Source organism: Prosthecobacter fluviatilis (assembly GCF_055388355.1).
In genome coordinates, this window is sequence record NZ_AP043782.1 from 3,057,635 (window position 1) to 3,084,244 (window position 26,610).

Below are 26,610 nucleotides of genomic sequence, written 5' to 3' on the forward strand. Positions count from 1 at the left end.
GTTAGTGAAGGTAGAAAAACTCGTTCGTGTTCAGAAGGACCTGGCAGAGGTCATTCATGGCCTGACGGAAAGGATCATCTGCCTCGACCGTCTTGGTGTCGGAGCCGGACCAGGCAAACTGTGAGGTGAGAGGGTCTGCGGAGCGCCAGGTGACGAGGCCTGCGGACCATTTCTCAGGATCGCTGCTGAGGGCTTTGTCTTCCAGCACACTGGCTGCCACGCGCAGGGCCTCGATCTGCCCATCCCACTGGTGGGTGGGTGCGCGTTTGTTCAAACCACCGACCACGAGCTGAGCCGTGCCGGCGCTGAGCTTAGCGCGGATGTCCATGGGGACCACGACGGACTCAGGCGCAGCACCGGGTGTGTCGAGATCGCGCACGGTAAAGGCAACGGTATGACCGGTGCAGGAAACGCGGGCGACGATGTGATAGCGGCGGCCCAGTTCGATATGAATGTCTGACGGCACTACTTGATAGCCGATGTTCGAATTTTCATCTTCGCCCACGACCTGCATGATGACATTGCGCGGCTTGAAGCGTGATTTCACACCCGTGACTCCAAGGCTCCAGCCAAAGGACTCAAGGCTGTCCTTCCCTCCATTCCAACGGGAGGCGATGGTGCGCACGGAGGCATTCGCATCGATGCTGTTGAGACTTGCAATGGCTTCCACGGTGAACTCGTCGCCTTCCTCCGTGCCGCTCTGAACTAGCAGGCGCTCGTGCGGGCTGTTTTCTTTGAAGCCGCTGTTGTTTTCAACAACCTCTGCGGCAGGTGCCACGGGCTGGCTAGAAGTTCCGGCACGCCTTTTGAGGAAGGCCTCCGCTTTGGTGCGTTCCATCTTGGTGGGCAGACGGCCCAGCACGGCCAGCCAGGCATCGTCAATGTTTTCCACACGTCCGGCCAGCTTGCGGGCACGGGCCAGCAGCCAGTCGCCATTCAGGAGCTGCAGGGCCTGCGTGGGTGTGGTGGTGCTCTGGCGTTCAGCCGTGCTGGCAAATCCGGCCGGGGCATCCAGAGCGCGCAGCAGTTCATTCTGATTGTTGCGCTTTTTCATGATGTAGATGGAGCGGCGCGAGCCGTTGCCATCTTCAGCAGGACCGCCGGATTTGGGATCCAGCTCTCCGCTTGCTGCGAGGAGTGCATCTCGCACCTGCTCAGCATCGAGACGGCGGGGATTGAAGCGCCAGAGGTAATGGTTGGAGGGGTCGATCTTGGCGATGTCGCCGACGGGCTCGCGACGCGCCGTCTGCCGGTAGGTGGCGGAGAGCATGATCTCACGGTGCAGCGGCTTGAGGTGCCAGCCATTGGCCACGAACTTGGTGGTCAGGAAGTCGAGCAGCTCAGGATGAGTGGGCTTCTCGCCGAGCTTTCCGAAATCACTGGCGGTGGCGACGATGCCACGGCCGAAGTGGTACTGCCAGATGCGGTTGACGATGACGCGGGTGGAGAGGCGGTTGTCCGGACGCGTGATCCAGTCGGCTAGGACGGTGCGGCGTCCGGTGGAGTTGCCGATGGGTTTGATCTCGGGCTCCTTGGGCTCAAGCAGAGTGAGGAAACCAGGGGCGATTTCCTGCTCGCCTTTGCGGGTCTTGAGCGCGACCGAGGGAGGGACGGGCCCGGCATCGGTAGCGACAAAGGCATCCATGAGCGGCTTGGGCTTCAGGTGGTCAAACTTCTTGAGCTCCTCCTCGAGCGCCTTGTATTCGGCCTTCTTCTCCTCGCTCTTGAGGCTCTTCATGGGGTCGAAGGTCTTGCGCTCGCGCTGCATCTGGCGCTGGCACAGGCCGGCGAGCTGTCGTTCCAAAGCTCCGCGCTCAGCATCGGGCTTGCGCACCATTTCCTGGAGATCTTCCGTGAAGCGAGTGAGGGCACGCTCCACCCTGGGCTCAACGATCGGGCCGGTGATCGCGTCCATTTTAGCGCGGATATCTGCGGTGGCGGTCTCCCATTTGGCCTGCTGATCAGCAAAGGCCTTCTTTTCGGCGGGGGTGGCCAGCTTCAGATCGTCGCGCCACTGCACGGGTGCGAGGAAGGCGCGAAGGCGGTAGTAATCCTTTTGCAGGATGGGGTCAAACTTATGATTGTGGCAGTGCGCGCAGCCCATGCTTAGACCGAGGAAGAGCTCGCCCGTGGTGTCCGTCATGTCGGTGAGAATGATGTCCCACTGGCCCTTCACATCGCGCTGGTTCCATTCGTACACGGGATTGCGCAGGAAGCAGGTGGCTATGAGCACATTGGGATCATCCGGTGCGATCTCATCGCCCGCAAGCTGCTCGCGCACAAACTGGTCGTAGGGCTTGTCGTCGTTGAAGGATTTGATGACATAGTCGCGGTAAGGCCACACGGAGGGGCGGTACTCATCGGCATTGTAGCCGTCGCTTTCGGCGTAGCGGACGAGGTCCAGCCAGTGCTGGGCCCAGCGCTCGCCGTAGCTTGGGCTGGCGAGAAGCTCATCCACCAGCTTTTCATAGGCGCGCGGATCCTTGTCGTTGACGAATCTGTCGATCTGCTCGCGCGTGGGCGGCAGGCCGTGGAGGTCGAAATAAACGCGGCGCACCAGCTCATTGCGGTCCGCCTCGGCAGCGGGAGTGAGCTTGAGCTCGGCCTGCTTGGCGGCGATAAAGCGGTCGATGTCATTGCGCACCCAACTCCCAGCGACTTTGGGCGGAGAGACCTTGGCCACCGGCTTGAAGAACCAGTAGTTGCGCTGCTCCTCGGTGAAGCCGCCCTCGGTCACGACCACTTTTTGCGCAGGATTATCAGGCCAGGGCGCGCCGAGTTTGATCCATTTTTCCAAGGTGGCGATTTCGGCATCGGGCATCTTGCCGCCATTGTTTTTCGGCGGCATCTGGAAGTCTTCATCCTTGTAGTGGATGGCCTCGATCATGGCGGATTTTTCCGGATGGCCGGGGACAAGGGCCGGACCGGTGTCACCGCCTGTCTTGAGGTAGCCGATGTTGTCCACGCGCAGGCCGCCCTTCTGCTTGGTGTTGCTGTGGCAGTCAAAGCAGCGTTTCACCAGGATGGGACGCACTTCGTTTTCGAAGAACTTCATGGCCGCGCGTTCCGCATCGGCGTCAGCGGCAAACACCCCGCCCGCAGTGTGGCAGGAGAGCAGGAAAAGGAAGGCTGGTAGGCGTGACCGTGTCATGTCAGTAGCAAAAGGCGGGAGTAGTACGCTTTTGGACACAAAAATTGGCAAAAACCCGCCAGTTTGAGTGCTCCGACAGGCAAAGCGTGCTTTCCTGGCCCAGATGCACCCCTGCCCTCGCAAATGCCTGGCCACTCTACTGCTGCTGATCGTGACCAGCACAGCACCTCTGATCCAGGCTGCTGAACTGCCTGAAGTCGACCGTTTTAACTACATCCTCGGCACCCAGGCCATCGGGGGCAGATATCACTTTACCCAGCAGGACCCGCTGGTGGAGTCTGCCGAAGTCATTCGAGCCATGGGAGCGAGCTGCATGAAGTTTGACCTGCGGGCCAAGCCCAAGGAATACCCGGGTGTGCATTCGCTGGTGGAACTGGCTCGCGATGAGCGCTCCCACCGCCGGGTGCTGGACATGCCTTTTGCAAATTTCCAGCTCTGGGCGGAGCCCTTTGCCAGCACGTCGTGGAAGCAGGGCCTTTCCAAAGCGGATGCAGACAAGGAATATCAGGAACTGCATGCACTGGTGGTGCATCTGCTGAAGACCTATAGCGGCACAGGCAAGACTTTTTATCTCGGGCACTGGGAGGGGGACAACCTGCTGCGGGGCAGCATTGGCAAAGAAGCTGATGCGAAGATGACGCCTGAGAAAGTGCAGGGCATGATCGACTGGCTGACGACCCGCCAGCGAGCCGTGGATGACGCCAAGCGCGACACACCGCACCAGAACGTGCAGGTGTGGCACTACACGGAGCTGAACCATCCCACGATCTCCATGCGTGAAAGCCGGCCGACTTTGGTCAACCAGGTGCTGCCAAAGGTGCCCGTAGATTTTGTCTCCTACTCGGCCTACGACGTGACGAACGAACCCAAGGCAGAGGAGATCAAAGAGGTGCTGAGCTACATTGAGTCTCAGCTCAAGCCCAAGCCGGGGATTCCGGGCAGGCGGGTGTTCATCGGTGAATATGGCTACTCGGTGCTTCACCACGGCAAAGCGCACCACTCACCTCAGGAGCAGGACCGCCTCTCGCGCATCACCATCCTGTCGGCGCTGGAGTGGGGCTGCCCCTTTATCCTCTACTGGGAACTTTATAACAATGAACTGGAACCCAACGAACAGCACCGTGGCTACTGGATGATCAACGACAAAGGCGTGAAGCAGCCCATTTATGAAACGCACCGGCGATACTACGAGTGGGCGAGAGCGTTTGTAGGAGAGTGTGTGACGCGGACGGGGAAGGTGCCGGAAAACGAGGCGTTCCAAAAAGCCACTGCGGAGTATTTCAGAGCAATGCGCTGAGCTGCTCAAGGAACTGCCTTGACCAAAGCTGCTGCGATGGCGGCCATGCCTTTGTCCCCGGGGTGATTGGCGACGCCGGCGTGTTTGTAGGGGCGCTCTGAGCGTCCGTAGTTTGTCTCGTCCTTGCCGAGGCTGCTGATGTTGACGTAGATGCCGCCGACTTCCGTGCAGGCCTGCTGGAGCGCTTCGTCCTTGGCGGGATTGGCCCAGAAACAACTGCGCACAAGAATGGTGGGCTTTCCGTCTGCTTTTAGAGCTTTCAGCAGCGTGGTCACGCTGGCCTGTAGCTTTGCCTTGTCTTCGGCTGTCTTCAAAGCGGGTACATTTTCGCCGATTGCCAGAATGATGAGATCGGCATGAAAATCGATGGCTTCCTTGAGCTTGGCGGGCACGTCGTAGCCGGCATAGGCACGCTCAAAGTCGGCGATGTTTTTCACCATGATCTCGGGTGCGGCACCGGTTTTTTCCGTCAGCGCCTTGGTGACGAGGTGGACGTAGTCGTTTGCCTCGGAGGTGGCCGCCATGCCCCAGTTGCCCGACCAGTCGATGTCCTTCTTCGGACCATGCTTGGTGATGCTGTTGCCGAGAAAGAGCACCTTGCGGTAACTGGCCTGCGCCGAGGCATGAACGGTGGCACAGACAAAGACGAGAGCGAAGAGTAGGCGATGGTATGTCATATAGGTAAGTAAAAAAGCGGCTATCTGGCAGGCTGGCGCATCACCCAATCCCAGCGGATGGCTGACTGCTTGAGCTGAGGCTCGAGATCATCCTCGCTGAGAAGCTGCTGCCGGATGAGCTTTTGCAGCACGTCTTTCACCTGGGACAGATAGGCCTCGCGGGAGGCATAGCGTTCCGTCAGTGCGGGGCGTGGATCGTGCGTGGCTTCACGCTGTTCGTGTGTGGCAGCGAGAGGAGCCCAGGCACCGCGCAGCAGCACGGGCTCATGGGGCGAGCCCATTGACGCAGATCGAAAGACCCAGCCCGTGGCGGTTCCAAGAGGCACGGCCACATCGGGCATGCGGATACCGGCAATGTCATTGCCATCCGCATCCACCTGCGGGACCAGCAGCGGCAGTTCCGCACCTGCACCGGCACCATCCGCCCACTGGGGATTGCGCACACGGCAGCCTGCTGTCAGAAGCCGTGGATCGCCCAGGCCAGGCACTTTGGGAAAGCGCACACCTGCCACGGGAACGAGTGTGCCATCTGAAATTTTCGGATGCACACTGGGAGGAGGAGCCGCACCCTCCGTCACCCAGCGATGCATGGCCAGCCGCATTGCTGTGACGACGGCGCTGGCATTGACCGGGTTTGCAAGCGGCGCGTCTTTCGCCTGGGCCGTCGGGGGAAATGTTGCCGGGCCGTGCTGGGTGCCTGCGAAGAAGTAAGAGCGCACATTGTCCGGGAAGGCGATGTCTTTGGCCCCATCCGGACTCGTGTGCGTGAGCGCCGCCACACGGCCCGCGCCCCAATATTCAGCAGCGGTGTTGGTGTAGAATATTTTGGGCGGATGCTTCACTCGCGTGTTTTCCAAAACTCCCTCCGCGTGTCCGCTGACGGGGTCTGCCTGAGCCGTGTCGGCAAAGGGATAGGATGCCGTGTAGAAGCCTGACAGAGCACGCGGCGTGGACCAGCGCTGGTTCAGCACCAGACGGCCCGCACCGGCGATGTGGGCCATCACACCGTCCAGAGCCTGACGATCCTGCTCATCGGTATTGAACCCCAGATAAACAAAATCGCGCAAAAAGCGCCCGCACTGCGAAGCGCCAAAAGCATAGGCATGCCGCACCGGCGCAAGCGAGCCCGGATCATGCTTCAGCCAGGCCACGGCATCGCGGATGGCGGCGTAGCCGAGCCCAGCGAGCGGCGGTGCTTCGGCCAGGTAGAAAATCTCATACGTCTTTCCCGGCTCAAAGCCACCCTTCAGGCGCAGGCTGCCCTCCTTCAGGCTCCATGATTTTCGCGGCACCTCTCTGCCACCGGCATCCGCCATGCGCGTGCGCACGATCAGGCGGCTCTCAGGACCGTCCACATTTACGGGCGGGTAGTCTGCCAGATCGGTGAGGGTTTGTTCATCTGCAGCCTTTTCCGGGATGAGTATGGCACTGACCACACCACGCACCGGGCTGCCGTCCTTGTTTCTTGCCGAGGGCACCTGAAGACGCATTTTTCCTGGCTGCGCAGGCACATCAAACTCCCACCCGACATTGAGCACGGTGAAGCCATGCTTCACGATCCAATCTCTCAGCGCAGCCTTGCCGCCACGGTTTGGTATCTCCACCCACGCCGCACCATTGCTGCGCGCCATATCCTTGGGCTTCATGAGCCGCAGGTCAGCGGTGAAAGTGACACGGCCAGCCTCATTCACCGGAGCCAGCGCCACATCGGCGATGACAGCATTGCCCGGCAGCGCCGGATCGATCTCGTAATGCAGACGTCCCACAATCTGCTCATAGCCCGTCTTCGCCATGTCCGAACGCTCCAGCACCTCCACGCGCACGACGGCGGCACGTGTGTGGCAGACGATCAGGAGTGAAAGGAGGAGACGGGGAAGCAGGGACATCGTTTAAATACAGCAGCGGTTTTTGCTTTTTGGAAACAGCCTCACCTCACGATCGTGGGGGGCCGTGCAGAGCTCATGCGAGCCCGACATGCCTCAGAGCCTCGATGGGCGGACCTTCAAAAGAGCCGGAGGGCATGTTGCCCACGTAGCCGAGGGCCTTCATGCCTTCGGGCGTGGTGTAGTAGCCGCCGGCCGTGAGATCGCGAAAGCGCTTGAAGAACCCTGCGGCCTTTTTGTGCGCCGCCTGTGGCTTGGCGGCTGCAAGATCGGTGCAGATGGCGGTCTGCTGCGCGAGTGCGAGATCGGCAAAGGCTTTGCCAAAGCGGGTCGTCGCCTCCTGGTCGATCCATTGAAGCCCTTCGAGTATGAGGCGACGATCTCCTGCCTGCGCGGGATAAGGTGAACTGATCCATTCATCGATGAAGTCCGGCACACCCAGAGATGAGGCACTGGGAGAGGCCTCATCCGCAGGGATGATGACATCACACAGGGCACGCGTGGTGCGGCGCTGGGGCTCGGTCAGCGTGAGTGGCCACACGTCCCCAGGTTTGTACACCTTCACCATGACCGGATCTGGACCGTAACCCTGCGCTTTGACGGGGGCGGCATCCGCCGCGAAGAGGCTGGGATCGCGCACGGCCATGGTCGCCGTGGCGCTGAGCATCCATTGCAGCGCCTTGCGGCGGTCCATGCGTGTGAGGTCTTCGGGAGCACTCATCAGATGTTTCCTTTCTTCATTTCATCCATCAGGTGGTCGGCCATGCGCCAGGCCAGCGCCATGATGGTGAGGGTGGGGTTTTTGTCCGCCGTGCTGGCAAAGGGTGCGCCATCGGCCATGAAAAGATTCTTCACATCCCAAGTCTGGCTCCACTGATTTGTCACTGAGGTCTCGCGGTCCGCCCCCATGATGGCACCGCCGACCTCATGGATCACTTCGCCGCCTTTTTTCAGCAGCTTGGCCACATCTGGCGTGGACTTCGCAGACACTTTGCCGCCCATGGCTTCGAGAAGATCGCGGATGTGCTGCTGCTGATGGCGCGCCTGATTGAGCTCGAAGTCCGTCCACTTCCAGTGAAAGCGCAGCACGGGAATGCCCCACTGATCCTTCAGTTCGGGATCGAGTTCGCAGAAGGAGCCCTCATTCGGCAGCATGGTGCCCTGGGCCCCAAAGCCGAGGTGGCAGCCGTAGTAGCGTCGGGCCTCCTCCTTGAACTTTGCGCCAAACAGCACACCTTCGTGCCCCAGCCTGCTCTCGATGCCGTTCAATGTTGTAAGCGATGGCATCTGCCGACCGCTGGTGAACTCCAGATGATAACCGCCAGGGAAGCCGAGCTCACCTTTGGCATTCTGCGCATGCCGCGTCCATGGCACGTAGGCATGCGGCCCGCCCGCACCGTCTTCATTGTGAATGGGCATGCCTTCAAAGGCGGGAATGTGCGCACTGAGACTGCTCGACACCGAATCCGTGATGTATTTGCCCACCTTGCCGCTGGAATTCGCGAGACCTTGGGGAAACGCGTTCGATTTGGAATTCAGCAGCAGCCGCACCGACTCCTGCGAACTGGCGGCCAGCACCACGGCTCGGCCTTTGGCATGGCCTTCGCTACCGTCTTTTTTGTTGATGAAGGTGATGCCTGTGGCCCTGCCCTGTTTGTCCAGCGTGACCTCACGCGCCATCGCATGGGGTAGGATGTCCAGGTTCCCCGTGGCCAGTGCTGGCCGCAGGTGCACCGTCTGCGAATCGTAGTTCGCCCGGATCGAGCAGCCGCGATGGCAGTCGGTGGCCCAGAAGCAGGGAGACCGGCTGCGCATGGAGTCTGCCAGAATGCTCTGCGCCTTCGCATTTCCCGGATGGAGCTTGGCGGGGAGCGTACTGGCATCCTGCGGCTGCGTCAGCACGGCCCGATGAATCGAGGTCACATGCGCACCGACTTTCTTGCCATGCTTCTGCGCGTAAAGCTCGCCCACTCTCAGCTTCGGCGCAGGCTGCAAAACGCCGGGTGATGAATCAGGCGAATTTTCCAGCCCCTCGTTCGTGCCAAACACGCCGATCAGCATCTCCACCTTGTCATAATAGGGCGCAATGTCGTCGTAGCTGATCGGCCAGTCGAAGCCCAGGCCAAAGCGTGTGCGTGGTTTGAAGTCATACGGACCGTTGCGCAGCGTGATGCGCCCCCAGTGGTTGGTGCGCCCGCCCATCATGCGCTGACGCCACCAGCGGAACTGGTTTTCCGGCTCCTTGTTCGCATTGGTGTAGGGCTCGCCGGGAATGTCCCAGCCGCTGTTGATTGAGCAGTCGTGGAAACCGTACTGTTTGTCCGGCGTCTTCTCGCCGCGCAGCGGGGCGTGGCTGGGCAGCTGCAGCATCGCCACCTCGGACTGCACATCAAAGGAACGTCCCGCCTCCAGAATGAGGACCTTCAGGCCCTCCATCGTCAGCGTGTAGGCCGTCTGTCCGCCCCCTGCCCCGGAGCCGACGATGACGACGTCATACGAATCCTGGAGCTTGTCGGCGGTGATGATGGGCATGGCGTGCGGTCGGGGAAGGAGAGAATGAAAAACGCGCGTTTTTCAAACCTCTTCCAGCATCATTTTTGCATCGCCAAAAGTCTTCGGATGATGGTCCATTTTATCCATCATCGAAATAAATAGACGGCACAGCTGGCGCTCAGGCTTGTCCTTGTAATCGAGTGCTCGTCCGCCCTTGATTCTGCCGCCCGCCCCCCCGAGGACGATGACCGGGAGCTGGTCGTTGTCGTGCCTGGCCCCGGCCATCATGCTGGAGCAGTGCATGATCATGGTGTTGTCCAGCAGCGTGCGCGGACCTTCCTGGATGGAGTCAAGCTTGCGGGCAAGATAGGCGAGCTGCTCCATGAAAAACTGGTTCACTTTCAGCCAGTCTTCGCCATCGCTGTGGGAGAGCAGATGGTGGATCATGTAGTCGATGCCATGTCCCGCCTGCTGCACACTGGGGAGATTGGGGAAGCGCAGGGCACTGTGGTCATTGTTGAGCTTGAGCGTGGTGATGCGCGTGGTGTCGGTCTGGAAACCCAGCACGAGGAGATCAATCATGAGCTTCATGTGCTCGCCGATGTCCTGCGGGATGCCGTCGGCAGGGCGCTTGATGTTCGGCTTTTCGAGCGTGGGCCGCCACCCCTGCAGCTCGCCTCGCTTGCCGGCGTTTTCGATGCGCTTTTCCACATCGCGCACGGAATCGAGATATTCATCAAGTTTGCGTTGATCATTGAGGCTGATGTCACGTTTGAGGTCCCGTGCCTCAGCGAGCACCGCATCCAGTACGCTTTTGTCGGCAGGGGATGCCTCATCTTTAAACAGGCGGTCAAAGGCCAGCGCGGGGTAGAGCTCCAGCGGAGTCGGTGTGGTGGGAGAGCTCCACGAGATGTGCGAGCTGTAGAGCATGGAGTAGTTTTTATGCACCGAGGGGTTCGACTTCTCACACGCGAGCACGAGGCTGGGCACCTTGGTGCTGCGGCCATAGGTCTGCGCGAGCACCTGGTCAAAGCTGGTGCCTGAGCGAATCTCACCACCGGAGGCAATCGGTGCGCCGGAGAGCATGTTGCCGGTCTGCGAAGAGTGGATGTTTCCCTTCCGGGCCTCCTCATGGTAGAGACCGCGCACAAAGAGAAGTTTTTCGCGGAATTCGTGCAGGGGCTGCAGGACTTTGCCCAGCTCCATCCCCTTCCCCTCGCCTTTGGCCCACCATTCCTGGGAGTGGAAGCCATTGCCTGAAAAGGTGACACACAGGCGCACCGGAGCCTCGCTGGCGGGCTTGTCACGCTTGGGTTCGTCTCCCCAGACATTGAAAGACTCCATCCATGGCAGTGCCATGGAGACGCCTGCTCCACGCAGGAAGGCTCGACGTGAAAAATGATGTGTGTGCATAGGAGTCAGATCAGTGCTGGGCGATGGTGTTTTTTCCCCGCACTTCCAGGAACTGCGGGCTGTGGATGATGAGGTCGATCAGAGAAACCATGCGGCGGTCGCTTTTGACCATGGACTCGATCAAAGGCTTGTCTGAAAGCTGCACGCTGCGGCCCAGGGCATAACCGAGCAGCTTGCGACAGAACTGACGCACGAAGTCATCACCTCGCTTGTCGATCAGGTAGGCACGCAGATCATTCAGACCATCGACAGCCGTGCCATCTGGCAAGATGGTCTTTGTATCTGCTTTGCGCGCGCGTCCGATGGCGTCGAAGCCTTCGAGAGCAAAGCCAAAGGGGTCGATGCGGCGATGGCAGCCGGAGCAGTTTTCATCGCGGCTGTGGCGCTCGATAAGCTGCCGCTCGCTGAGATTGGCCGGCGTTTCCTCAGGAAGCACGGGCACGCCTTTCGGCGGGATGGGCAGCTTGTCTCCGAGGATGACCTCGCTCAGCCATGTGCCGCGCAAGATGGCGCTGGTGCGGGAGGCGCCTGCCTGCTTGGCAAGCGTGGCGGCAAAGCCGAGGATGCCACCGCGTCCTTTGGCCTGCAGTCCATCAATGCGCTGCCAGGCATCCCCCTGCACCTCCAGCGCATAGTGCTTCGCGAGGCTGGCATTCACAAAGGTATGATCGGCATCCAGCAGTGAGAGGACGTTGCCGTTGTTTTGAAGGATGTCGATGAAGAAGCGGGTCACCTCCTCCTGCATGTCCTCGCGCAGTGAGACGAAGGTGGGAAAGTGCCGTTCGCTTTTCTCGTCCAACGTGCCGACATCGCGCACATGCAGCCACTGGCAGCCGAACTCCGTGGCGAGGCGGCGTATTTTGGCGTCTTTCATCATGCGCTGCACCTGCACCGAGAGCACCGCGGGATCATTCAGCTTTCCAGAAGCAGCAAGCTGGCTCAGCTCAGCATCCGGGCAGGATGACCAAAGAAAGTAGCTGAGCCGTGTGGCAAGCTCATGCGTACTGACCGGCGCGGCTTTGGAGCCGGGCATGGCCTTCTCCCCGCGATAGAGAAATGCAGGGGCGACAAGCACACGTGCCAGCATCATGCGTGTGGCAACAGCATGCGGCAGCTCCTGGCTGCGCATTTTTTGGTAGAGGTCCTGCAGCCCTTCACGCTCCCCACGGCTCAGTGCCCGACGCCAGGCTTTTTCCGCGAACTCAACCACGGCGGCAACCTGCGCCGGCTCTGTCTCAACAAGCTGACGCTTGAAGGCAGCGGCCGCATTCATGATAGGCGCACGCATCGGCTCAAAGGCGCTGGGCTTGGCGTCCTGCGTGGCAAACTGGAAAAGCTGCTCAAAGACATCCACCTGCTTCAGCGGCCATTCACTGACGAAGCGCAGCTCATCCCAGAGGCGGTCGAGTTCGGCGCCTTCGGCCTCGGAGAGCATGAGGCGTTTCAGATGATCATCCTCACGGTGAAAGAGCGTGAGCGTGACGACTTCATCAATCGGCACGATCTGGGTGTAGCATAGCGCGATGGGGAAAAGACTGCGAAACTCATCAAAGGCGGCCTGGAAGCGGCTGCGGGCGGCGCTTTGCTCGCTCACGATCACCGGTGCGCTGTGATGCGTGTGCAGATTGTTGTCAGACCACAGGCCCTTGGACTGCGCGGTTTGCGCTTCGTCAACGGCGAGGCCTTTGAGCGATTCGGGCCTGACTTCATGCACCTGCATCTGCAGGCTGCCTTCGGGGTTCAGCAGCCGGGCTGTAGCCACCAGTTCCGAGTCTTCAATCAATTCGGCGGGAACTTTGATCTCGACCACCGAGGGAGCTTTCACCTCATAGCTGGATGCCGCAGGAGTGCCCGGAGCAGGCTCCTTCAAGACAGCCATGAGAAGAGGCCCCGTTGCTGAAAGGAGCTGGCGGCGCAGAGCCTGCTCGGGCGAAGCGGCAGGAAGTGTGACGGGATCTCTTTCCAGCAATGCCCGAACCTCCCCAGCGATCATCTCACGCTCGGCCGCATCCTTGGTCTTGCGCCAGCGGGCCAGAGGAGAGCCATCAGGAATCGCCGAGTCCACTTGCTGAGACGCAGGTTGGGTGAGGAAATGCCAGGGACCGTGGGGATTGCCCGCCAGGATGTTGGGAGACACATCCTTTGCCAGATCCCAGGTCGTCTGGCCATCCGTGAGAGTCAGATTCACCGTGGTAAGATCGCAGCTGTGGTTTCCATCCTTGGGGCCGATCACCAGGGCTACCACGTCTCCTTTCATAACCTGAACCTTGTCGAAGGCTCCTGTGGAAATGCGTTCCGATCCTTTGCTGACTCCGGAGGCGAGCACATCCCGCATGTGGCCCCGGCGCACCTCCAGGGACCAGGTGATGCCATTGCCGCATGCTACGTCTGCGTCCGCCACATCCCCCTGGATATGCAGCGAGCCGCTGACCGGGCTGCGCCAAGCGATGACCGAAGCGCGTGTGGGAGAGGGATGCGTGGCGACGCTGTGCGCCTGCATCAAACCCGGAATACGCGGAGTCTTGTCAGAAGAGTTTGCCAGCACGCTGAGCGCCTGCTCGCCGGACCATCCCTTGATGAAATTGTAATTCGGAACACTCTGGACCTTCTTGGTGAGCAGCGGCTCCAGCTTCACCTGACTGGCCGATCCGACGCCGACATAGTCCAGCCACCCCAGCAGCAGCGCGGGATCCACGCCATGTTTCTGCGCCAGCACGACCACATCCGTGCGCTCGGGGTTCATCTGTGCCTCATGCACCGCAGCCAGGCAGGGTTGCACACCGGCAATCAGTTGTGCACGCCGCTGCTTCAGACGCTCCATGAGCTTTGGCAAGTCGCGCAGCGGAAGATCAGCACGGCCAGGGGCCACCAGCCGCGCATTTTCCCACACGGCCGAATCGTTCTCACTGCCATCTCCTGCGTCTGTCGTGGTGAGATAGAGGGTGCGATCTCCTCCATCCTTGGGAGCCGTGAGCTTCATGCGGATTTCATGCCGGGCCACCAAAGGAGCCACGGGCTCCTGCCAGGCTTTGGGACCGTTTTCCTTGCCGATGTGCCCCACACTGGCAAAGCGCCACAAGGCCTGCTGCCAGGCGGCCACATCTGCCACAGTGAGCTTTCCTGCACGAAACCTGGCGCGCAGCGGATCCAGCAGCATGGATGGCTGCGAACTGCTGAGAGCTTGTCTGAGCAGTGCCAGGTATTTCGGACTCAGCCCATCGGCACTCCCCTGCCCCTGCAATGCAGCGAGGTATTTACCCAGCGGCAGACGCCCCTCGTCTTTGGCGATGATCTTGGCACCCGCCACTTTCACTTCTGACTGTCCCGCAGATTCGCTGTAGCGGCGGTAGATCTGGCGGATCTTGGCCAGAGCCTCGTCCGCCCAGTCACGCGGTGAGTTGGACTGGGAGAAGTGCATGCCCTGAGGAGTGAGCACCGCATGAGAAGCGACCTCCTTGGCTGCATCAAGGTACTTGCTGAGCAATGCGGGGGACATCACGAGCGCCGCACCGGCATTGGTGAACCCCTCACCCGCAGCGCCATCCACGGGAAACTCTCTGGCGGGGTCGAGCGACTCCACTCCGGTGAGATCACGCAGCGTGTAGGTGTACTCCATGTTGGAGAGACGACGCAGCACCACAGGGCCGGGATCTCCAGCATTGGCCAGGGCCACTTCGTCCAGCCTGGACTGCACCCACTGCACGAGCCGCTTTTTCTGCTCATCAGTGAGCTGCGGCTCTTTTTTTGGCGGCATCTCACCCAGGTGAATCTGGTCCAGCACCCCCTCCCAGATCATGGGCTCGCGCTTGATGTCCGCCACGGAGGTGAAGCGCTCCAGGTCCAGATCGCCCTTCTGCTTCTCGGTGGAGTGGCAGGAGTTGCAGCGCTCTTTGAGCAAAGGGAGGATCGATGCCTGAAAATCATCCGCACCATACGCTGCGCCATGCAGGGCCAGGAATGAAGACAAAGACAGGACTGAAAACAAAGGCCTCATGACAAAATCTCCTTCACGACGTTTCCATGCACATCCGTGAGCCGGAAGTCGCGGCCGAGGTGACGCCATGTCAGCTTTTCATGGTCAAGCCCTAGCTGATGCAGGATGGTGGCGTGCAGGTCATGCAGGTGCACCTTTCCTGAGACGGGGCGGAAGCCGAAATCATCTGTCTCACCGAAAGTGAATCCGGGTCTGATGCCGCCACCTGCCATCCAGGAGCAGAAGCTTTCAGGCTGATGCTCACGCCCATGCTTTTCGATCGGCGAGGTGCCGCTAAGATCCTGACTCCATGGCGTGCGGCCAAACTCACCGCTCCAGACCACCAGCGTGTCATCAAGCAAGCCACGGGACTTGAGGTCTTTGATCAGTGCAGCGCAGGGCTGATCGCTGGCGGCGCAGCTTTTGGGGAGTGCATTGCGGATGTCGCCGTGATGGTCCCAGCCACCCATGGTGACCTGCACAAAACGCACGCCAGCCTCGCTCAGCTTGCGGGCGAGAAGGCAGGCTCGGGCGTTTTTATCCGTGTCCTTGCCTCCGACTCCGTAGAGTTTCCGGGTGGCCTCGGACTCATTCGAAATGTCCACCAGCTCAGGAGCTGTAGTCTGCATGCGGAAGGCGGTCTCCATGCTTTCAATCATGCCCTCCATGCGGGCATCGGAGCCCGTCTGTCCCATCAGTCGGCGGTTCATGCGCTGGGTGAAATCGATGCGCGCACGCTGAGCCTTCACATCACCGGAGACATCCGCCAGGTAGTCGATGGGCGACTGCTTGTCGCTGGTGGGGATGACCACCTTGGTGCCCTGATGGGCCGCAGGCAGAAAGGACGAACCATAAAGCCGGGTGTCGCTGTCAGGGTGGATGCTGATGAAGCTCGGCAGATTTTGATTTTCCATGCCGAGGCCGTAGCTGATCCAGGCCCCAATCGACGGACGCACATCCGCTGTCACCCCGGTATGAAACTGCAAGGCAGCAGGCTGGTGCTGGTTGTTGTCCGCATGCACGGCGCGCAGCAGGCAGATCTCATCGGCGATGCTTGCGGTATGTGGCAGCAGGTCGGAGATCATCATGCCGGACTGCCCACGCGGACGCACCTCTCCCTGAGTGGCCAGCGCCAGGAACTTGTCCGTGCCGACACGCAGCTCCTTGGTATTGATGGGCGCGGTGATGGTCTGGCCATGCATGCGGCGGATGTAGTCCTTGGGGTCAAACAAGTCGGGCTGCGAAGGCCCGCCGGACATGAACAGAAAGATCACGCGTTTGGCTTTGGCCGGAAACTGCGGTGCCCGGGCGGCGAGGGGACTTTGAGCCGCCTGCACCAGATCATGCAGCGCGAGAGCACCGAAACCAGCGGCAGAACGCTGCAGCCATGAGCGGCGGGAAATGGAAGGTGCATTCATAGGCGGAGCAGAAATTCGTTGGAGGAGAGCAGCGCGTGGCACAGTTCGACCCACGACTTGTCAGCTGGCATGGATTCGAGAAATTTCAGGGCATCTTCGCGCTCGGCACTGCTGATGGGGCGGCTGAGGATGCGCAGCCACAGTGCTTCAAGCCTTCCTCCCACGTTTGACTCTTCAGCGGTCAGCCGCCGGGCTGTCTCAATGGCGCGGGTGCGGACGAGCTCGCTGTTGAGCAGGAACAAAGCCTGAGTGGGCACGGCTGTCTCTGCACGCCTGCCGGCAATCTGCGCAGGCTGGGTAAAATCAAACACATCCCTGAGCTTGGCAGAGCCCGGCTGGGCAGCCGTTCGGATGACAGGCAGATAAATGGTGCGCTCGTAGTCATGCACCGGGCGCATCTTCTTGAATGAAAACGCCGGAGGATTGACCGCTTTGGGGCTAAGGCTGGTGACGTTTTCTGGAAACTCCAGCGGCAGTGCAGGACCACCCACTGAAGATGCAAGACCGCCGCTGATTGCGAGCATGGAGTCGCGGATCGCCTCGGCATCCAGTCGCTGGCGGTTCATGCGCCAGAGCAGGCGGTTGTCAGGATCTTTGGCTGCAGCGGTGGCATTGTTGGCGCTGCTCATGCGGTAGGCACGGCTGAGGACGAGCTCGCGGATGAGCTGCTTCTGCGACCAGCCGTTTTTCATGAAACGTGCCGCGAGGTAATCCAGCAGCTCTGGATGCGTGGGGGTCTCTCCACGGACACCGAAGTAGTCAACGCTGCGCACAAGACCTTCGCCAAAGAGCTTCTGCCAAATGCGGTTCACTGTGACCCGGGCGGTGAGCGGGTTGCGTGCGTCAGCCACCCAGTCCGCGAGCTGAAGCCTGCCGCTTTGCCCTGCTGGGATCGCAGGGAAATCAGACCACGATGCGACACGCAAGGCTCCGCGCTTCACTGAGTCTCCCAGTGCGTAAGGATTGCCGCGGATGGTGATGCGCATATCGGCAGGCTTTTCGCGGTCGTGCACGGCAAAGGCTTTCGGCGCTACAGGGGCGAAGAACCTCGCGTGCTCGATCCGGGCATTGAGCGTCTTGATGCGCGCGGCAGTTTCATCGCGTTTCTTTTCGAGTTCTGGCTTCGCGTCTTTGGTCACTTTCGCGATCTGCTCTTCCACCTCGGCCTTTTCTTTGTTTGCGAGATCGCGCTCGGCTTCCCACTCACGGATTTGAGTGTCGTTTGCAGCGAGCAGCACTTCACGCCTGGCCTTCTGCGCCGCTGTTTCCGGCAGCTCGGTTTTGTTGACGCTGCTCCAGACGCCATTGTCAGTCTTGTAAGTCGCATCCGTGCTGCGGAACATGCCGGCGATGGCGTAATAATCGGCCTGTGAGATGGGATCAAACTTGTGATCGTGGCAGCGCACGCAGCCCAGCGTCATGCCAAGGAAGGCAGTGCCGATCTTGCTGACCTGCTGGTCCACGAGATCGTGCTCCATCTTGAGCTTGTCCACGGCGACGATTTCAACATCCCCCAGCACCAGAAATCCCGTGGCGGTGATGTTTGCCGCGCGCTCTTGGGGTGTTTTAGCAGGCAGCAGATCTCCGGCGATCTGCTCACGGATGAACAGGTCGAACGGTTTGTCGGAATTGAAGGCGTCGATGACGTAATCCCGGTAACGCCACGCGTGCTCGGCAAAGACGTTGTTTGAAGTGCCTATCTGATCTGCGTAGCCGACGAGGTCCAGCCAATGGCGGGCCCAGCGCTCGCCAAAGGCGCGTGACTGCAAAAGACGCTCGACCACCGCTGCACGCTCAGAAGCCGCCCCATCAAAACGAGCCGCCTCTTCCGGCGCCGGTGGCAGGCCGGTAAGGTCAAGCGTCACACGACGCAGCCAGGTATAGGCATCCGCATCTTGCGAAGGCATCATGTCTTTGGCCTCAAGTGCGGCCAGTATGTATCGGTCCACTGGAACAAGCGGCCATTCCTTATGTCTTACTCCAGGCGGCTTTTCAGCGTGCACCGGCTGAAAGGCCCAGAAATTTTTCCCGGCCTCCCAATCGATCACGCGAGCAGAGCTGGCAGTTTTTTTGACGCGAGAGTCCGGCGCTCCCATGGACACCCACTGCTCGAAAATGGCAATCTCATCTGCTGCGAGCCTCCCCTTGGGCGGCATTTCCATTTCAGGATTGGTGTAGTGCACCGCCTCAATGAGATGACTCTGCTTCGGATTTCCTGGCACGATGACCGCGCCATTGTCTCCACCAGCCTGCCAGCCAGTCTTTGAGTCCAGAGCTAGCCCGCCTTTGATCTTCTTTTCATGCGAGTGGCACTCGTAGCAGCGGCTCTGAAGCAATGGCAGCACCTTGGCCTCAAAAAAGGCAAGGTTATCCTCCGCCTTCATCGAGGCTACCGCGAGCATGCCGATGCCCAGGCTTTGGAAGACGCGGTTCATGGGGCAAGAGGCAGCCATTCACGCCAGCCGAGGATGTGCTCGCGCATCAGGCGCTCGCAGGTGGAGGGCGTTTGAGTCTTGAAACTTTCGACGATGGACTGATGCGCATCGACCGTCTGCTGGAGGGTCTCCTTGGTCTGCATTTGATGCGTGCGGTGCAAACGTCCGAGCCAGAGTTCCAGTTCGCCACGCAGGGAGTTCCAGAGCTTGACCAGACGCGCATTTCCGGAGGCTTCGAGAATGATCTGGTGAAAGTCCAGATCCAGCAGCGTCACATCCTGCACAGAGCGGGCCCTGCGGGTGGCGGACAGATTTTTTTCCAGCAGAGTCACATCTGCCCTGAATGACTGCGCCGCGAGACGTGAAGCCAGCGGCTCCAGAGCAAGGCGCAGCACATACAGCTCTTCAAAATCCTGCGGAGTCAGGTCTTTGACAAAAGCACGCCCCGTGGGGCTGAACTCGACGAGCCCCTCACGCTCGAGCGCGAAGAGCGCCTCCCGCACCGGCACACGGCTGACCCCCAGCCTCCGGGCCACGGCAGACTCTGCCAGCAGCGCACCAGGCGCAGAGCTGCCATTGAGAATTTCAGCCCGCAGCAGCAAGGCTGTGGAATCTGAGCGCGAGGGAGAAGCAGCGGCTGTTTTCATTCGGTATACCGTTTTAATACGGGCCGAATACCACTGTCTATCTCAGGCGAGGATTTTTTTTGCCACACTGCCTTTCACATCGCTGAGCCGGAAGTCGCGGCCAGCGTAGCGATAAGTGAGCCGCTCGTGGTCCAGGCCCAGCAGATGCAGAATGGTGGCGTGAAAGTCATGGGTATGCATCTTGTCCTCCACCGCTTCGTAGCCAAGATCGTCCGTGCTGCCGTAGCGCAGCCCGCCCTTCACACCGCCGCCGGCCATCCAGGCGGTGAAGCCTTTGCTGTTGTGATCGCGCCCATCCACGCCCTGTCCATGGGGTGTGCGGCCAAACTCTCCTGACCAGACCACGAGCGTGTCCTTGAGCAGGCCCCGGCTTTGCAGATCCGCGAGCAGCGCGGCGATGGATTGATCCACGGCGGCGGCGGTCTTTGGCAGGTCCTGCGAGATTTTGAAATGATGGTCCCAGTCGCTGTGTGTGACTTCCACAAATCGCACTCCAGCCTCGACCATGCGTCGGGCGAGGAGGCATTTTCGGCCAAAATCATCCGTCGCCCGGCCATCGCCAATACCGTAGGCCTCCAGCGTCTGTCGGTTTTCCTTGGAAAGATCCATGACCTTTGGCATCTCACTCTGCATTTTAAAAGCCAGCTCAAAGGACTCGATCGCCCCTTCGATTTCGGGATTGAACTGATCGCGCTTCATTTTTTCCCGGTTCAGTGTCTGGATCAGTTCGATCTCCTTCCGCTGAGCGACACTGCTGACGGGTGGCGTAATATTGCGTACCTGCGCATTGGCAATGGGCCGCGCGTCCGATCCGACGCGGGTGCCCTGATAGATCTCGGGCAGAAAGGCACTGCCATAATTTTGCGCTCCTCCAAACAAGGAGGGAGGCGCGATGGTGACAAAACCCGGCAGGTTTTCATTCAGGGTGCCGAGGCCGTAAAGCGCCCAGGCCCCGAGTGAGGGACGCACAAACTGTGAATTGCCCGTATGCAGCTTCAGAAAAGACTGAGCATGCGCTGGCAGCTCCGTGTGCATGGAATTGATGAGGCACAGCTCATCCGCATGCTTGGAAAGATGAGGGAAGAGCTCACTGATCGGCAGCCCGCATTTTCCCTGAGGTGAAAACTTCCACTGTGAGCCATGAAGCTTGGTGCCAGGAGCACGTCCATCCTTTCCGGAAGCTTCGGCAAGCTTGGGCTTGTAGTCAAAGGTGTCCACGTGGGAGGGCGCACCTCGCATGCACAGGAAGATGACGCGCTTGGCCCTGGCGCTGAAGTGCGGCTGCTTAACCGCCAGAGGGTTGCCGGCCTCAGCCTGAGCCAGTGCCTGAAATGCCAGCCAGCCAAAGCCGACTCCGCTGGTCTGAAGAAAATGACGACGGGAGTTCATGAGTTTAGTCGATGGAGCGGAATTCAGCGCTGCCGAGCAGGGCGCGGCAGAAGGAGGTGAGCACGTCATTTTCCAGACGCGGGAAATCAGCAAAGAAGCGCTGAACTGCACGAGTCTCGGCAGCGGTGGGCAGCCTGGCGAAAGAGAGCTTGAACGCCATGGCGGTTCGCTGGTCTTCAGGCAGAGGGCGGAGCCTGTCCGCAAGACGTCTGGCCTGCGCACCCACGAAGTCATTGTTTAGAAGAAACAAGGCCTGCGAGGGCACCGTGGTCGCATCCCGGCTGCCATTCACAGCACTGGGTTCGGCAAAGTCAAAAACGTTGAGCGCATCAGGGACGGCATTGCGTGGCACCGGAAGATAGACGCTGCGCATGTCACCGCCTGCGGTCAGGAAAGGCTCCTCGCTCAAAGGAGCACGAAGGCTTTTAATGGGAAAGCCACCGATCGCCGCATCTCCACACTGCGCGACAGCAGAGCCAACCGGTGCATCCGTCTTCAACCCACCACTGACGGCCAGCATGGCATCACGGATGCACTCTGCGTCCAGGCGACGTGGAGACATGTGCCAGACCAGCGCATTTTCAGGGTCCGCCTCGAAGGATTCAGCCTCATGTGCCGAGGAGATCTGGTAGGCGCGACTCATGACGATTTCCTTGATGAGGGACTTCATGGACCAGCCTCCGGCCTGCAAACGAAGCGCCAGATGGTCTAGCAGCGCTTGATTGGCGGGAGGCTGGCCGGTGGTGCCAAAGTTGTCCACTGTAGAAACAATTCCTCTGCCAAAAAGCCAGTGCCAGACGCGATTGGCAAACACACGTGCGGTCAGAGGATTGGCAGATGACACCAGCCATTCGGCAAGCTCACGGCGACCACTTTCCCTGGCAGGAATCTCGGCTGCTGCCGCTGAAAGCACACTGACAAAGCCACGTGGCACTTTGGCACCGGGCTTCTCCACATCGCCACGAGCAAACAGCGGGCTGTCATTGATCGAGCAATACTGTGCTGGACGTCCAGCGATCATCTGAAAAGTCTCCTCCACGGACTTCGGTTTCGTAGGCGGCCCGGCGGCGGGCGTGGCGGGATAATCGCGCACGCCCATGGCCAACCGCTTCTGCCGACCCTCACTGTCATAGGAAGCCAGCTCGGTCTTGCACTCGCCGATCTTGGCATTGATGCCCACAAACATGACCAGCTTTTGCGGGTCATTGTTCACATTGAACCCCTTGCCCGTGAAGAGGGCTTTTGCCGCTGTGGTGTAAAACTGCAGCGCGCCGTAACGCGCCGTTTTGGTGAGTTCCTTTTCCAGTTCGGCACGGCGCTCTGGCGTAAGCACGAGGGGCATGCGTGGAAGGCCGCAGTCCGTTGGCAGCTCGATCAGCGGTGTGGCATGAATATTTTGGAAATTTGGCGCGGTTCCATACAGCGTCTCCGTGCTGAGGAAGATGCCAGCGAGCGCGTAGTAGTCGCGCTGAGAGATGGGATCAAACTTGTGATCATGACAGCGCGCACAGGCCGCCGTGAGGCCGAGCACGGCCTGGGAAACGGCATCGATTTGCTCGTCAGCCGTGTCGAGCGCCAGCTGCTTGGGGCTGCGCTCATTCAGACTGTGTGTGCCTATGGCAAGAAAGCCGGTGGCGACCTGCTTCATCGCACGGTCGCGGTTGTCTCTGGCCTGGAGCAGGTCACCAGCGATCTGCTCACGGACAAAGTCATCGAAGGGCTTGTCGCTGTTGAATGCTTCAATGACATAGTCACGATAGCGCCAGGCATGCGGATAGAGGCAGTTTACATCTTTTCCAGAGGACTCGGCATAGCGTGCCACATCCAGCCAATGCCGCCCCCAGCGCTCGCCAAAACGAGGTGACTTGAGAAGGCTATCGACGATCTTTTCAAAAGACTTCACATCAGGATTCGCCACAAAAAAATCTACCTGCTCAGGTGTGGGTGGCAGTCCGGTAAGATCAAAGCACACCCGGCGCAGCAGCACGGCTGGCGCAGCATCACCAACCGGCTTCAGCCCCCGCGCTTCCAGCCCGGCAAGGATGAAGCGGTCTACGTCTGTTTTTGGCCATGCTGTGTGTTTCACAGACGGCACCGCTGGCTGCTTCACTGGCTGAAAGGCCCAGTGGCTTCTGGCCTTCTCCGTGTCCCACTCGGATTTGACCACGGCAGCTTTGCCTTCGCGGGGATCGGGCGCCCCCATGCGCACCCACTGCTCAAAGTCAGCGATGACAGAATCCGGCAACCTGCCGCCGCTCTTTTCCGGAGGCATCTGCAGATCCTTGTTGGTGTAGCGCAGAGATTCGATGAGAAGGCTCTTCACGAGATCACCTGGAACAATAGCCGGGCCGCTGTCTCCACCGCGTCGGATGCCATCCCGGGTATCCAGCACTAGGCCTCCTTTGATTTTCTCTTCATTTTCGGCATGGCATTTGTAGCACTTTTCCGCGAGTACCGGCCGGATCTTCTTCTCAAAGAATGCCACCTGGTCAGCGCTGCCCGGAGTCTCGGCGACCACCGGCTTTTCGGCAGAAGGCTTCGTGCCGCCGCTGATGGCGGCGATGTTCATGTATTCATCATGCGAGAGCCTGCCATCCTGATTCACATCAAGTATGTGAAACAAGTAGTCCACCACTTGCGGCTTGCCCTTGAGTTTCGGCGAATACTCCCCGAGCGCCTTGAACTCAGCAGCGTTCAGGGCGGCATCATGGTCCTGGTCAAAAGCGGTGAATCCCTGTTCAAGCTTCTGATTTAGCGCGACATCCTGGGCCGCAGCCGAGGCGAGAAAGGCGATCAGCAGGAGGAATGAATGCGTCTTCATGGCTTCATGAATTTTTCAAATCTCACGCGGCGCTCGTCACCGAGCTTCTTGAACTCCTCAATTTGCTCGGGTGTGAGCAGCCCGGCCAGCTCGGTGGACTGACGAATCGAAGCCTGGGCGATGGCGGTGAGCGTATCGTTTTTGATATTTGCGAGATCCAGCAGAAGCTGGTCATAGATCGGCTTCGACTTTTCGATCTGCTCGGGAGTGAGCTTCAGACGCTTGATCTCCTCCTTCATGCGCTGCTGCACGAAGTGATCTTCGCTAATGAGCTTCTTCGCGAAAGGCAGCGCAAGACCAACACCGAACAGGGTGCCTAGAATGAAGAGCCCGACAAGTGAGATGACGATGTAGAATTTTTTCATGGGAAAAGCGGCGTTTGGATGAAGACCTGCGCAAGATCGTGCGCGTCGGCGCTCATGGCACCGGCAGACCACCAAAGGCAGGCGGCCGTCGCTACGGCAGCCACGGGCAGGGCTCCGAGCGAAAAACGGGCCCACAGGGTAGAGCTGTCTGGCATTTCGGTCGAGGCGGCCAGCACACGTGTCACAAAGCCATAGGGCAGTTCCTCCGGCACAACAGTCGGCGCGCTTCGTGCTCGAGAGGCGAGTTGTTCGAGTCGTTGATCAGTTTCGTTCATGTGTGTGATGCTTCGAGTTGTTCAAAAGCCGCGCGCAGCCTGCGGCGGGCGCGGAAGGCACGCACCTTCACCAGCGTGCGGCTCCAGCCGCTGATTGCGGCGATTTCTTCGGTCGATTTGCCTTCGAGATGCAAAAGGCTGAGCACCATGCGGTCGTCCGCAGTCAGCGTGTCCAGCAGGCGCAGCATGAGTGAGCGTGATTCGTCGTTCAGCGCCTCCGGTTTCGGCTCCGCAGCCGTCAGCGTGGCCTGCAGGGCATCCTGCTCCCCCTGGGTGAGATCGCTCCAGCGCAGCTCCGGCCTTGCACGGCGTGCGCGGTAATAGTCGCGGCACTGATTGATGGCGATTCGTGCCAGCCAGGGCTCCAGAGACTTGGATACATCCCACTGCGAGGCCTTGGCAAAACACCGCACAAAGGTCTGCTGCGCCAGATCCTCCACGCATCCGGAATCTGCGACGTGGCGACGGATCAGGGAGGCGACAAAGGGATAGAACGCCTCCATCAGAGAGCGTGCCGCCCGCTCGTCGCTGCATCGCAGCCATGCTGCCATGCAGGCGCGGGATTCGCTGTCGGTCAGAATCATGGAAGCTGGAGATCACGATGACACATCCTTTCCCGGCTTCTACGGGCAGGATGAGCAGCGGTTACAGCTTCCGGAAAAGATATGTCCCAACGGGCTTACTTCGCATTTTTTTCGATGAACTCGATGATCGGCGTCGAGTCGTCCAGACCGTGGGGATGGTGGCCCACGCCGGGTTTGCGAATGAGGGTGATGCTGCCCCCGAGTGCCTTGTAGCGCGTCTCGATCAAACCGGTGTTTTCATCCCACGGCACTACGTCGTCGGCGTCTCCAAAGACATGCAGAAGCGGCACATGATTCTTTGCCAGCGGCTCAAGATTGTCCACGGGGTTGCCCTTGTAAGCGAGCGCCTCGGCTTCGTCCTTGAAGCCCCACAGCTTGGGCACCAGCGCCCAGTTTTTCGCATCGCCTTTGCCTTTGCCCTTGCCGCCGGGCCAGCTCTTGAAGTCGCAAACCGGCGCATCGGCGTAGATGCAGGAAACCTTGTCAGGATTGGCGATCGCCCAGTTGTAGCAGTACAAGCCGCCGCGGCTGAGCCCGACAAGTGAGGGCTTGGTGCTGAGAGCGTAGTTGCTGGTCAGCTCGGCGTAGCACTGGTTCCACAGCTTTACGGCATCTGGACAGCCGAGCATGTCATTGATCTTCATATACACGATATGGAAGCCTTTGCCGAGCAGGGCGATGTCCGGCGCGGGCTTGTGCCCGAAGAATTCCCCATGCCAGACCCATGGCCTGCCCGGAGCGGCGGTCTTCGGTGCGACGACGGTCACCGGCTTGCCAGCGATGGTAAGCTCGTGCTTTGCATAGCCGTTCCATTCGCCAGTCTGATTCGGAAACACGATTTCCTTGGAGTTGGCGAGCTTGCGCGCCTCAGCATCGAGCTCGGCAGCCTTCGCCTTGGCTTCCTCAATGGGCAGCCCCGGAGGATTGCCGGGGCGCTTGTGCCCCACATAGCTCAGCCAGGCCGGACGCAGGATCGCATGCTTCTTTTTGACGAGCGCGAGGATGGCGGCCCCGTTGGGATGGTCAGGTGTGCCATCTGGTTTTACTTTGAGCCCCCAGGCATCGAGCACGGCACGGGCCATGATCAGATGCCCCTCCGGGCCAGGATGCACACCGTCTTTGGAAAAGGTAAACTCAGGCTCCGTCTTCCGCTTTTCTGCAATGGCGGCATTCATAGGCCCGTGAATGTCCAGCACCTCCCAGCCTTTCTGGCGCATCTCCAGCAGCCAGTCGGAGTAGAAGTCGAGCACCTCGTTGTAACCCTGGTAAAACTGGCCCGGCTTCACCTGGTCGCCAGGCACCACGCGCGCCTTGATCGGCACGGGGTCAAACACCGGCGGTGTGAGATGCACGATGCGTGCGCCTGCGGCGGTGACTTTGTCATGCAGCTTCTTCATCCCATCCTGAAACGCCTTCGTGCGCACCGCGCCCAGCGGCAGGTAGATGCCGTCATTCATGCCATAGCAGGCAAAGACGAGCTCTGGCTTGGTCTTTTCCAGCGCACGGTCCAGACGCTCGTGCAGGTCCGGACGCGGAAACTTGCCACCGGCATGCCCCTCCTCACTCAGACCGCTCACCGTCTCACTACTGAGCCCCAGCGGGATGATGTCCTTCGTCACCTCCGGATGCTGGGCGATCAAGGCCGCATCAATGAACTCGATGTAGCCCCCTCCCTGGGTGATGCTGTCGCCCAAAAAGACGATGCGCTGTTCTTTGGGGAGCTCCGCCGCAAAAGCAGCGGTGGCAGTGAGGAGCAGGGAAAGCAGGATGGAACGCATGGAATGATCAA

17 protein-coding genes are annotated in these 26,610 nt (G+C 60.1%); 1 reads left to right on the plus strand and 16 read right to left on the minus strand.

Annotation, left to right across the window (positions count from 1 at the left end; genetic code table 11):
- Position 1 precedes the first annotated feature (1 nt).
- Positions 2 to 3,151: a PSD1 and planctomycete cytochrome C domain-containing protein gene (locus ACZ5WW_RS11750; protein ID WP_377170977.1), complete on the minus strand. Its 3,150-nt coding sequence runs from the start codon at positions 3,149 to 3,151 to the stop codon at positions 2 to 4.
- 103 nt (positions 3,152 to 3,254) lie between these two features.
- On the opposite strand from ACZ5WW_RS11750, the gene ACZ5WW_RS11755 reads away from it, so the two are divergent.
- Entirely contained in the window at positions 3,255 to 4,448 is a 1,194-nt protein-coding gene (locus ACZ5WW_RS11755; RefSeq protein ID WP_377170975.1) for a hypothetical protein, read from the plus strand.
- Between the two features lie 5 nt (positions 4,449 to 4,453).
- Here ACZ5WW_RS11755 and ACZ5WW_RS11760 read toward each other — a convergent pair whose 3' ends face one another.
- From ACZ5WW_RS11760 to ACZ5WW_RS11830, 15 genes are all read right to left on the minus strand, one after another.
- Entirely contained in the window at positions 4,454 to 5,125 is a 672-nt protein-coding gene (locus ACZ5WW_RS11760; protein WP_377170973.1) for an SGNH/GDSL hydrolase family protein, read from the minus strand.
- A gap of 20 nt (positions 5,126 to 5,145) precedes the next feature.
- Positions 5,146 to 7,011, minus strand: a complete 1,866-nt coding sequence (locus ACZ5WW_RS11765; protein ID WP_377170971.1) for an alpha/beta hydrolase domain-containing protein — start codon at positions 7,009 to 7,011, stop codon at positions 5,146 to 5,148.
- A 73-nt stretch (positions 7,012 to 7,084) separates the two neighbouring features.
- Positions 7,085 to 7,729: a gluconate 2-dehydrogenase subunit 3 family protein gene (locus ACZ5WW_RS11770; RefSeq protein WP_377170968.1), complete on the minus strand. Its 645-nt coding sequence runs from the start codon at positions 7,727 to 7,729 to the stop codon at positions 7,085 to 7,087.
- Complete coding sequence (locus tag ACZ5WW_RS11775; protein WP_377170966.1) at positions 7,729 to 9,540, minus strand: GMC oxidoreductase; 1,812 nt, start codon at positions 9,538 to 9,540, stop codon at positions 7,729 to 7,731. The genes ACZ5WW_RS11770 and ACZ5WW_RS11775 overlap by 1 nt, the downstream gene beginning before the upstream one ends.
- Positions 9,541 to 9,582: 42 nt before the next feature.
- Positions 9,583 to 10,914, minus strand: a complete 1,332-nt coding sequence (locus ACZ5WW_RS11780) for a DUF1552 domain-containing protein (RefSeq protein WP_377170964.1) — start codon at positions 10,912 to 10,914, stop codon at positions 9,583 to 9,585.
- A gap of 10 nt (positions 10,915 to 10,924) precedes the next feature.
- Complete coding sequence (locus ACZ5WW_RS11785; protein WP_377170962.1) at positions 10,925 to 14,881, minus strand: DUF1592 domain-containing protein; 3,957 nt, start codon at positions 14,879 to 14,881, stop codon at positions 10,925 to 10,927.
- 23 nt (positions 14,882 to 14,904) lie between these two features.
- Entirely contained in the window at positions 14,905 to 16,305 is a 1,401-nt protein-coding gene (locus ACZ5WW_RS11790) for a DUF1501 domain-containing protein (RefSeq protein WP_377170960.1), read from the minus strand.
- Positions 16,302 to 18,740, minus strand: a complete 2,439-nt coding sequence (locus ACZ5WW_RS11795; RefSeq protein ID WP_377170958.1) for a DUF1553 domain-containing protein — start codon at positions 18,738 to 18,740, stop codon at positions 16,302 to 16,304. The genes ACZ5WW_RS11790 and ACZ5WW_RS11795 overlap by 4 nt, the downstream gene beginning before the upstream one ends.
- The gene (locus ACZ5WW_RS11800; RefSeq protein ID WP_377170955.1) at positions 18,737 to 19,387 is read right to left on the minus strand and encodes a GntR family transcriptional regulator; all 651 of its coding nucleotides are present in this window, start codon (positions 19,385 to 19,387) and stop codon (positions 18,737 to 18,739) included. Before ACZ5WW_RS11800 ends, ACZ5WW_RS11795 begins: the two co-directional genes overlap by 4 nt.
- 42 nt (positions 19,388 to 19,429) lie before the next feature.
- On the minus strand, positions 19,430 to 20,776 hold the full coding sequence (locus ACZ5WW_RS11805) for a DUF1501 domain-containing protein (RefSeq protein ID WP_377170952.1): 1,347 nt from the start codon (positions 20,774 to 20,776) through the stop codon (positions 19,430 to 19,432).
- A 4-nt stretch (positions 20,777 to 20,780) separates the two neighbouring features.
- Positions 20,781 to 23,597 (minus strand): DUF1549 domain-containing protein, encoded by a 2,817-nt coding sequence (locus tag ACZ5WW_RS11810; RefSeq protein ID WP_377170950.1) that lies wholly within the window; start codon positions 23,595 to 23,597, stop codon positions 20,781 to 20,783.
- On the minus strand, positions 23,594 to 23,962 hold the full coding sequence (locus tag ACZ5WW_RS11815; RefSeq protein ID WP_377170948.1) for a hypothetical protein: 369 nt from the start codon (positions 23,960 to 23,962) through the stop codon (positions 23,594 to 23,596). Before ACZ5WW_RS11815 ends, ACZ5WW_RS11810 begins: the two co-directional genes overlap by 4 nt.
- Positions 23,959 to 24,237: a hypothetical protein gene (locus tag ACZ5WW_RS11820; RefSeq protein ID WP_377170946.1), complete on the minus strand. Its 279-nt coding sequence runs from the start codon at positions 24,235 to 24,237 to the stop codon at positions 23,959 to 23,961. The genes ACZ5WW_RS11815 and ACZ5WW_RS11820 overlap by 4 nt, the downstream gene beginning before the upstream one ends.
- Positions 24,234 to 24,821, minus strand: coding sequence for an RNA polymerase sigma factor (locus ACZ5WW_RS11825; RefSeq protein WP_377170944.1), 588 nt, complete (start codon positions 24,819 to 24,821; stop codon positions 24,234 to 24,236). Before ACZ5WW_RS11825 ends, ACZ5WW_RS11820 begins: the two co-directional genes overlap by 4 nt.
- Positions 24,822 to 24,916: 95 nt before the next feature.
- A complete protein-coding gene (locus ACZ5WW_RS11830) occupies positions 24,917 to 26,599 on the minus strand; it encodes an SGNH/GDSL hydrolase family protein (RefSeq protein ID WP_377170941.1) in 1,683 nt (560 codons plus the stop codon).
- Between the last annotated feature and the right edge of the window lie 11 nt (positions 26,600 to 26,610).

Bases quoted from the DNA above. Each gene is read 5' to 3' on its own strand.
- ACZ5WW_RS11750 (WP_377170977.1), bottom strand. From the start codon at position 3,151: ATGACACGGTCACGCCTACCAGCCTTCCTTTTCCTGCTCTCCTGCCAC.
- ACZ5WW_RS11755 (WP_377170975.1), top strand. From the start codon at position 3,255: ATGCACCCCTGCCCTCGCAAATGCCTGGCCACTCTACTGCTGCTGATC.
- ACZ5WW_RS11760 (WP_377170973.1), bottom strand. From the start codon at position 5,125: ATGACATACCATCGCCTACTCTTCGCTCTCGTCTTTGTCTGTGCCACC.
- ACZ5WW_RS11765 (WP_377170971.1), bottom strand. From the start codon at position 7,011: ATGTCCCTGCTTCCCCGTCTCCTCCTTTCACTCCTGATCGTCTGCCAC.
- ACZ5WW_RS11770 (WP_377170968.1), bottom strand. From the start codon at position 7,729: ATGAGTGCTCCCGAAGACCTCACACGCATGGACCGCCGCAAGGCGCTG.
- ACZ5WW_RS11775 (WP_377170966.1), bottom strand. From the start codon at position 9,540: ATGCCCATCATCACCGCCGACAAGCTCCAGGATTCGTATGACGTCGTC.
- ACZ5WW_RS11780 (WP_377170964.1), bottom strand. From the start codon at position 10,914: ATGCACACACATCATTTTTCACGTCGAGCCTTCCTGCGTGGAGCAGGC.
- ACZ5WW_RS11790 (WP_377170960.1), bottom strand. From the start codon at position 16,305: ATGAATGCACCTTCCATTTCCCGCCGCTCATGGCTGCAGCGTTCTGCC.
- ACZ5WW_RS11795 (WP_377170958.1), bottom strand. From the start codon at position 18,740: ATGAACCGCGTCTTCCAAAGCCTGGGCATCGGCATGCTCGCGGTAGCC.
- ACZ5WW_RS11800 (WP_377170955.1), bottom strand. From the start codon at position 19,387: ATGAAAACAGCCGCTGCTTCTCCCTCGCGCTCAGATTCCACAGCCTTG.
- ACZ5WW_RS11805 (WP_377170952.1), bottom strand. From the start codon at position 20,776: ATGAACTCCCGTCGTCATTTTCTTCAGACCAGCGGAGTCGGCTTTGGC.
- ACZ5WW_RS11810 (WP_377170950.1), bottom strand. From the start codon at position 23,597: ATGAAGACGCATTCATTCCTCCTGCTGATCGCCTTTCTCGCCTCGGCT.
- ACZ5WW_RS11815 (WP_377170948.1), bottom strand. From the start codon at position 23,962: ATGAAAAAATTCTACATCGTCATCTCACTTGTCGGGCTCTTCATTCTA.
- ACZ5WW_RS11820 (WP_377170946.1), bottom strand. From the start codon at position 24,237: ATGAACGAAACTGATCAACGACTCGAACAACTCGCCTCTCGAGCACGA.
- ACZ5WW_RS11825 (WP_377170944.1), bottom strand. From the start codon at position 24,821: ATGATTCTGACCGACAGCGAATCCCGCGCCTGCATGGCAGCATGGCTG.
- ACZ5WW_RS11830 (WP_377170941.1), bottom strand. From the start codon at position 26,599: ATGCGTTCCATCCTGCTTTCCCTGCTCCTCACTGCCACCGCTGCTTTT.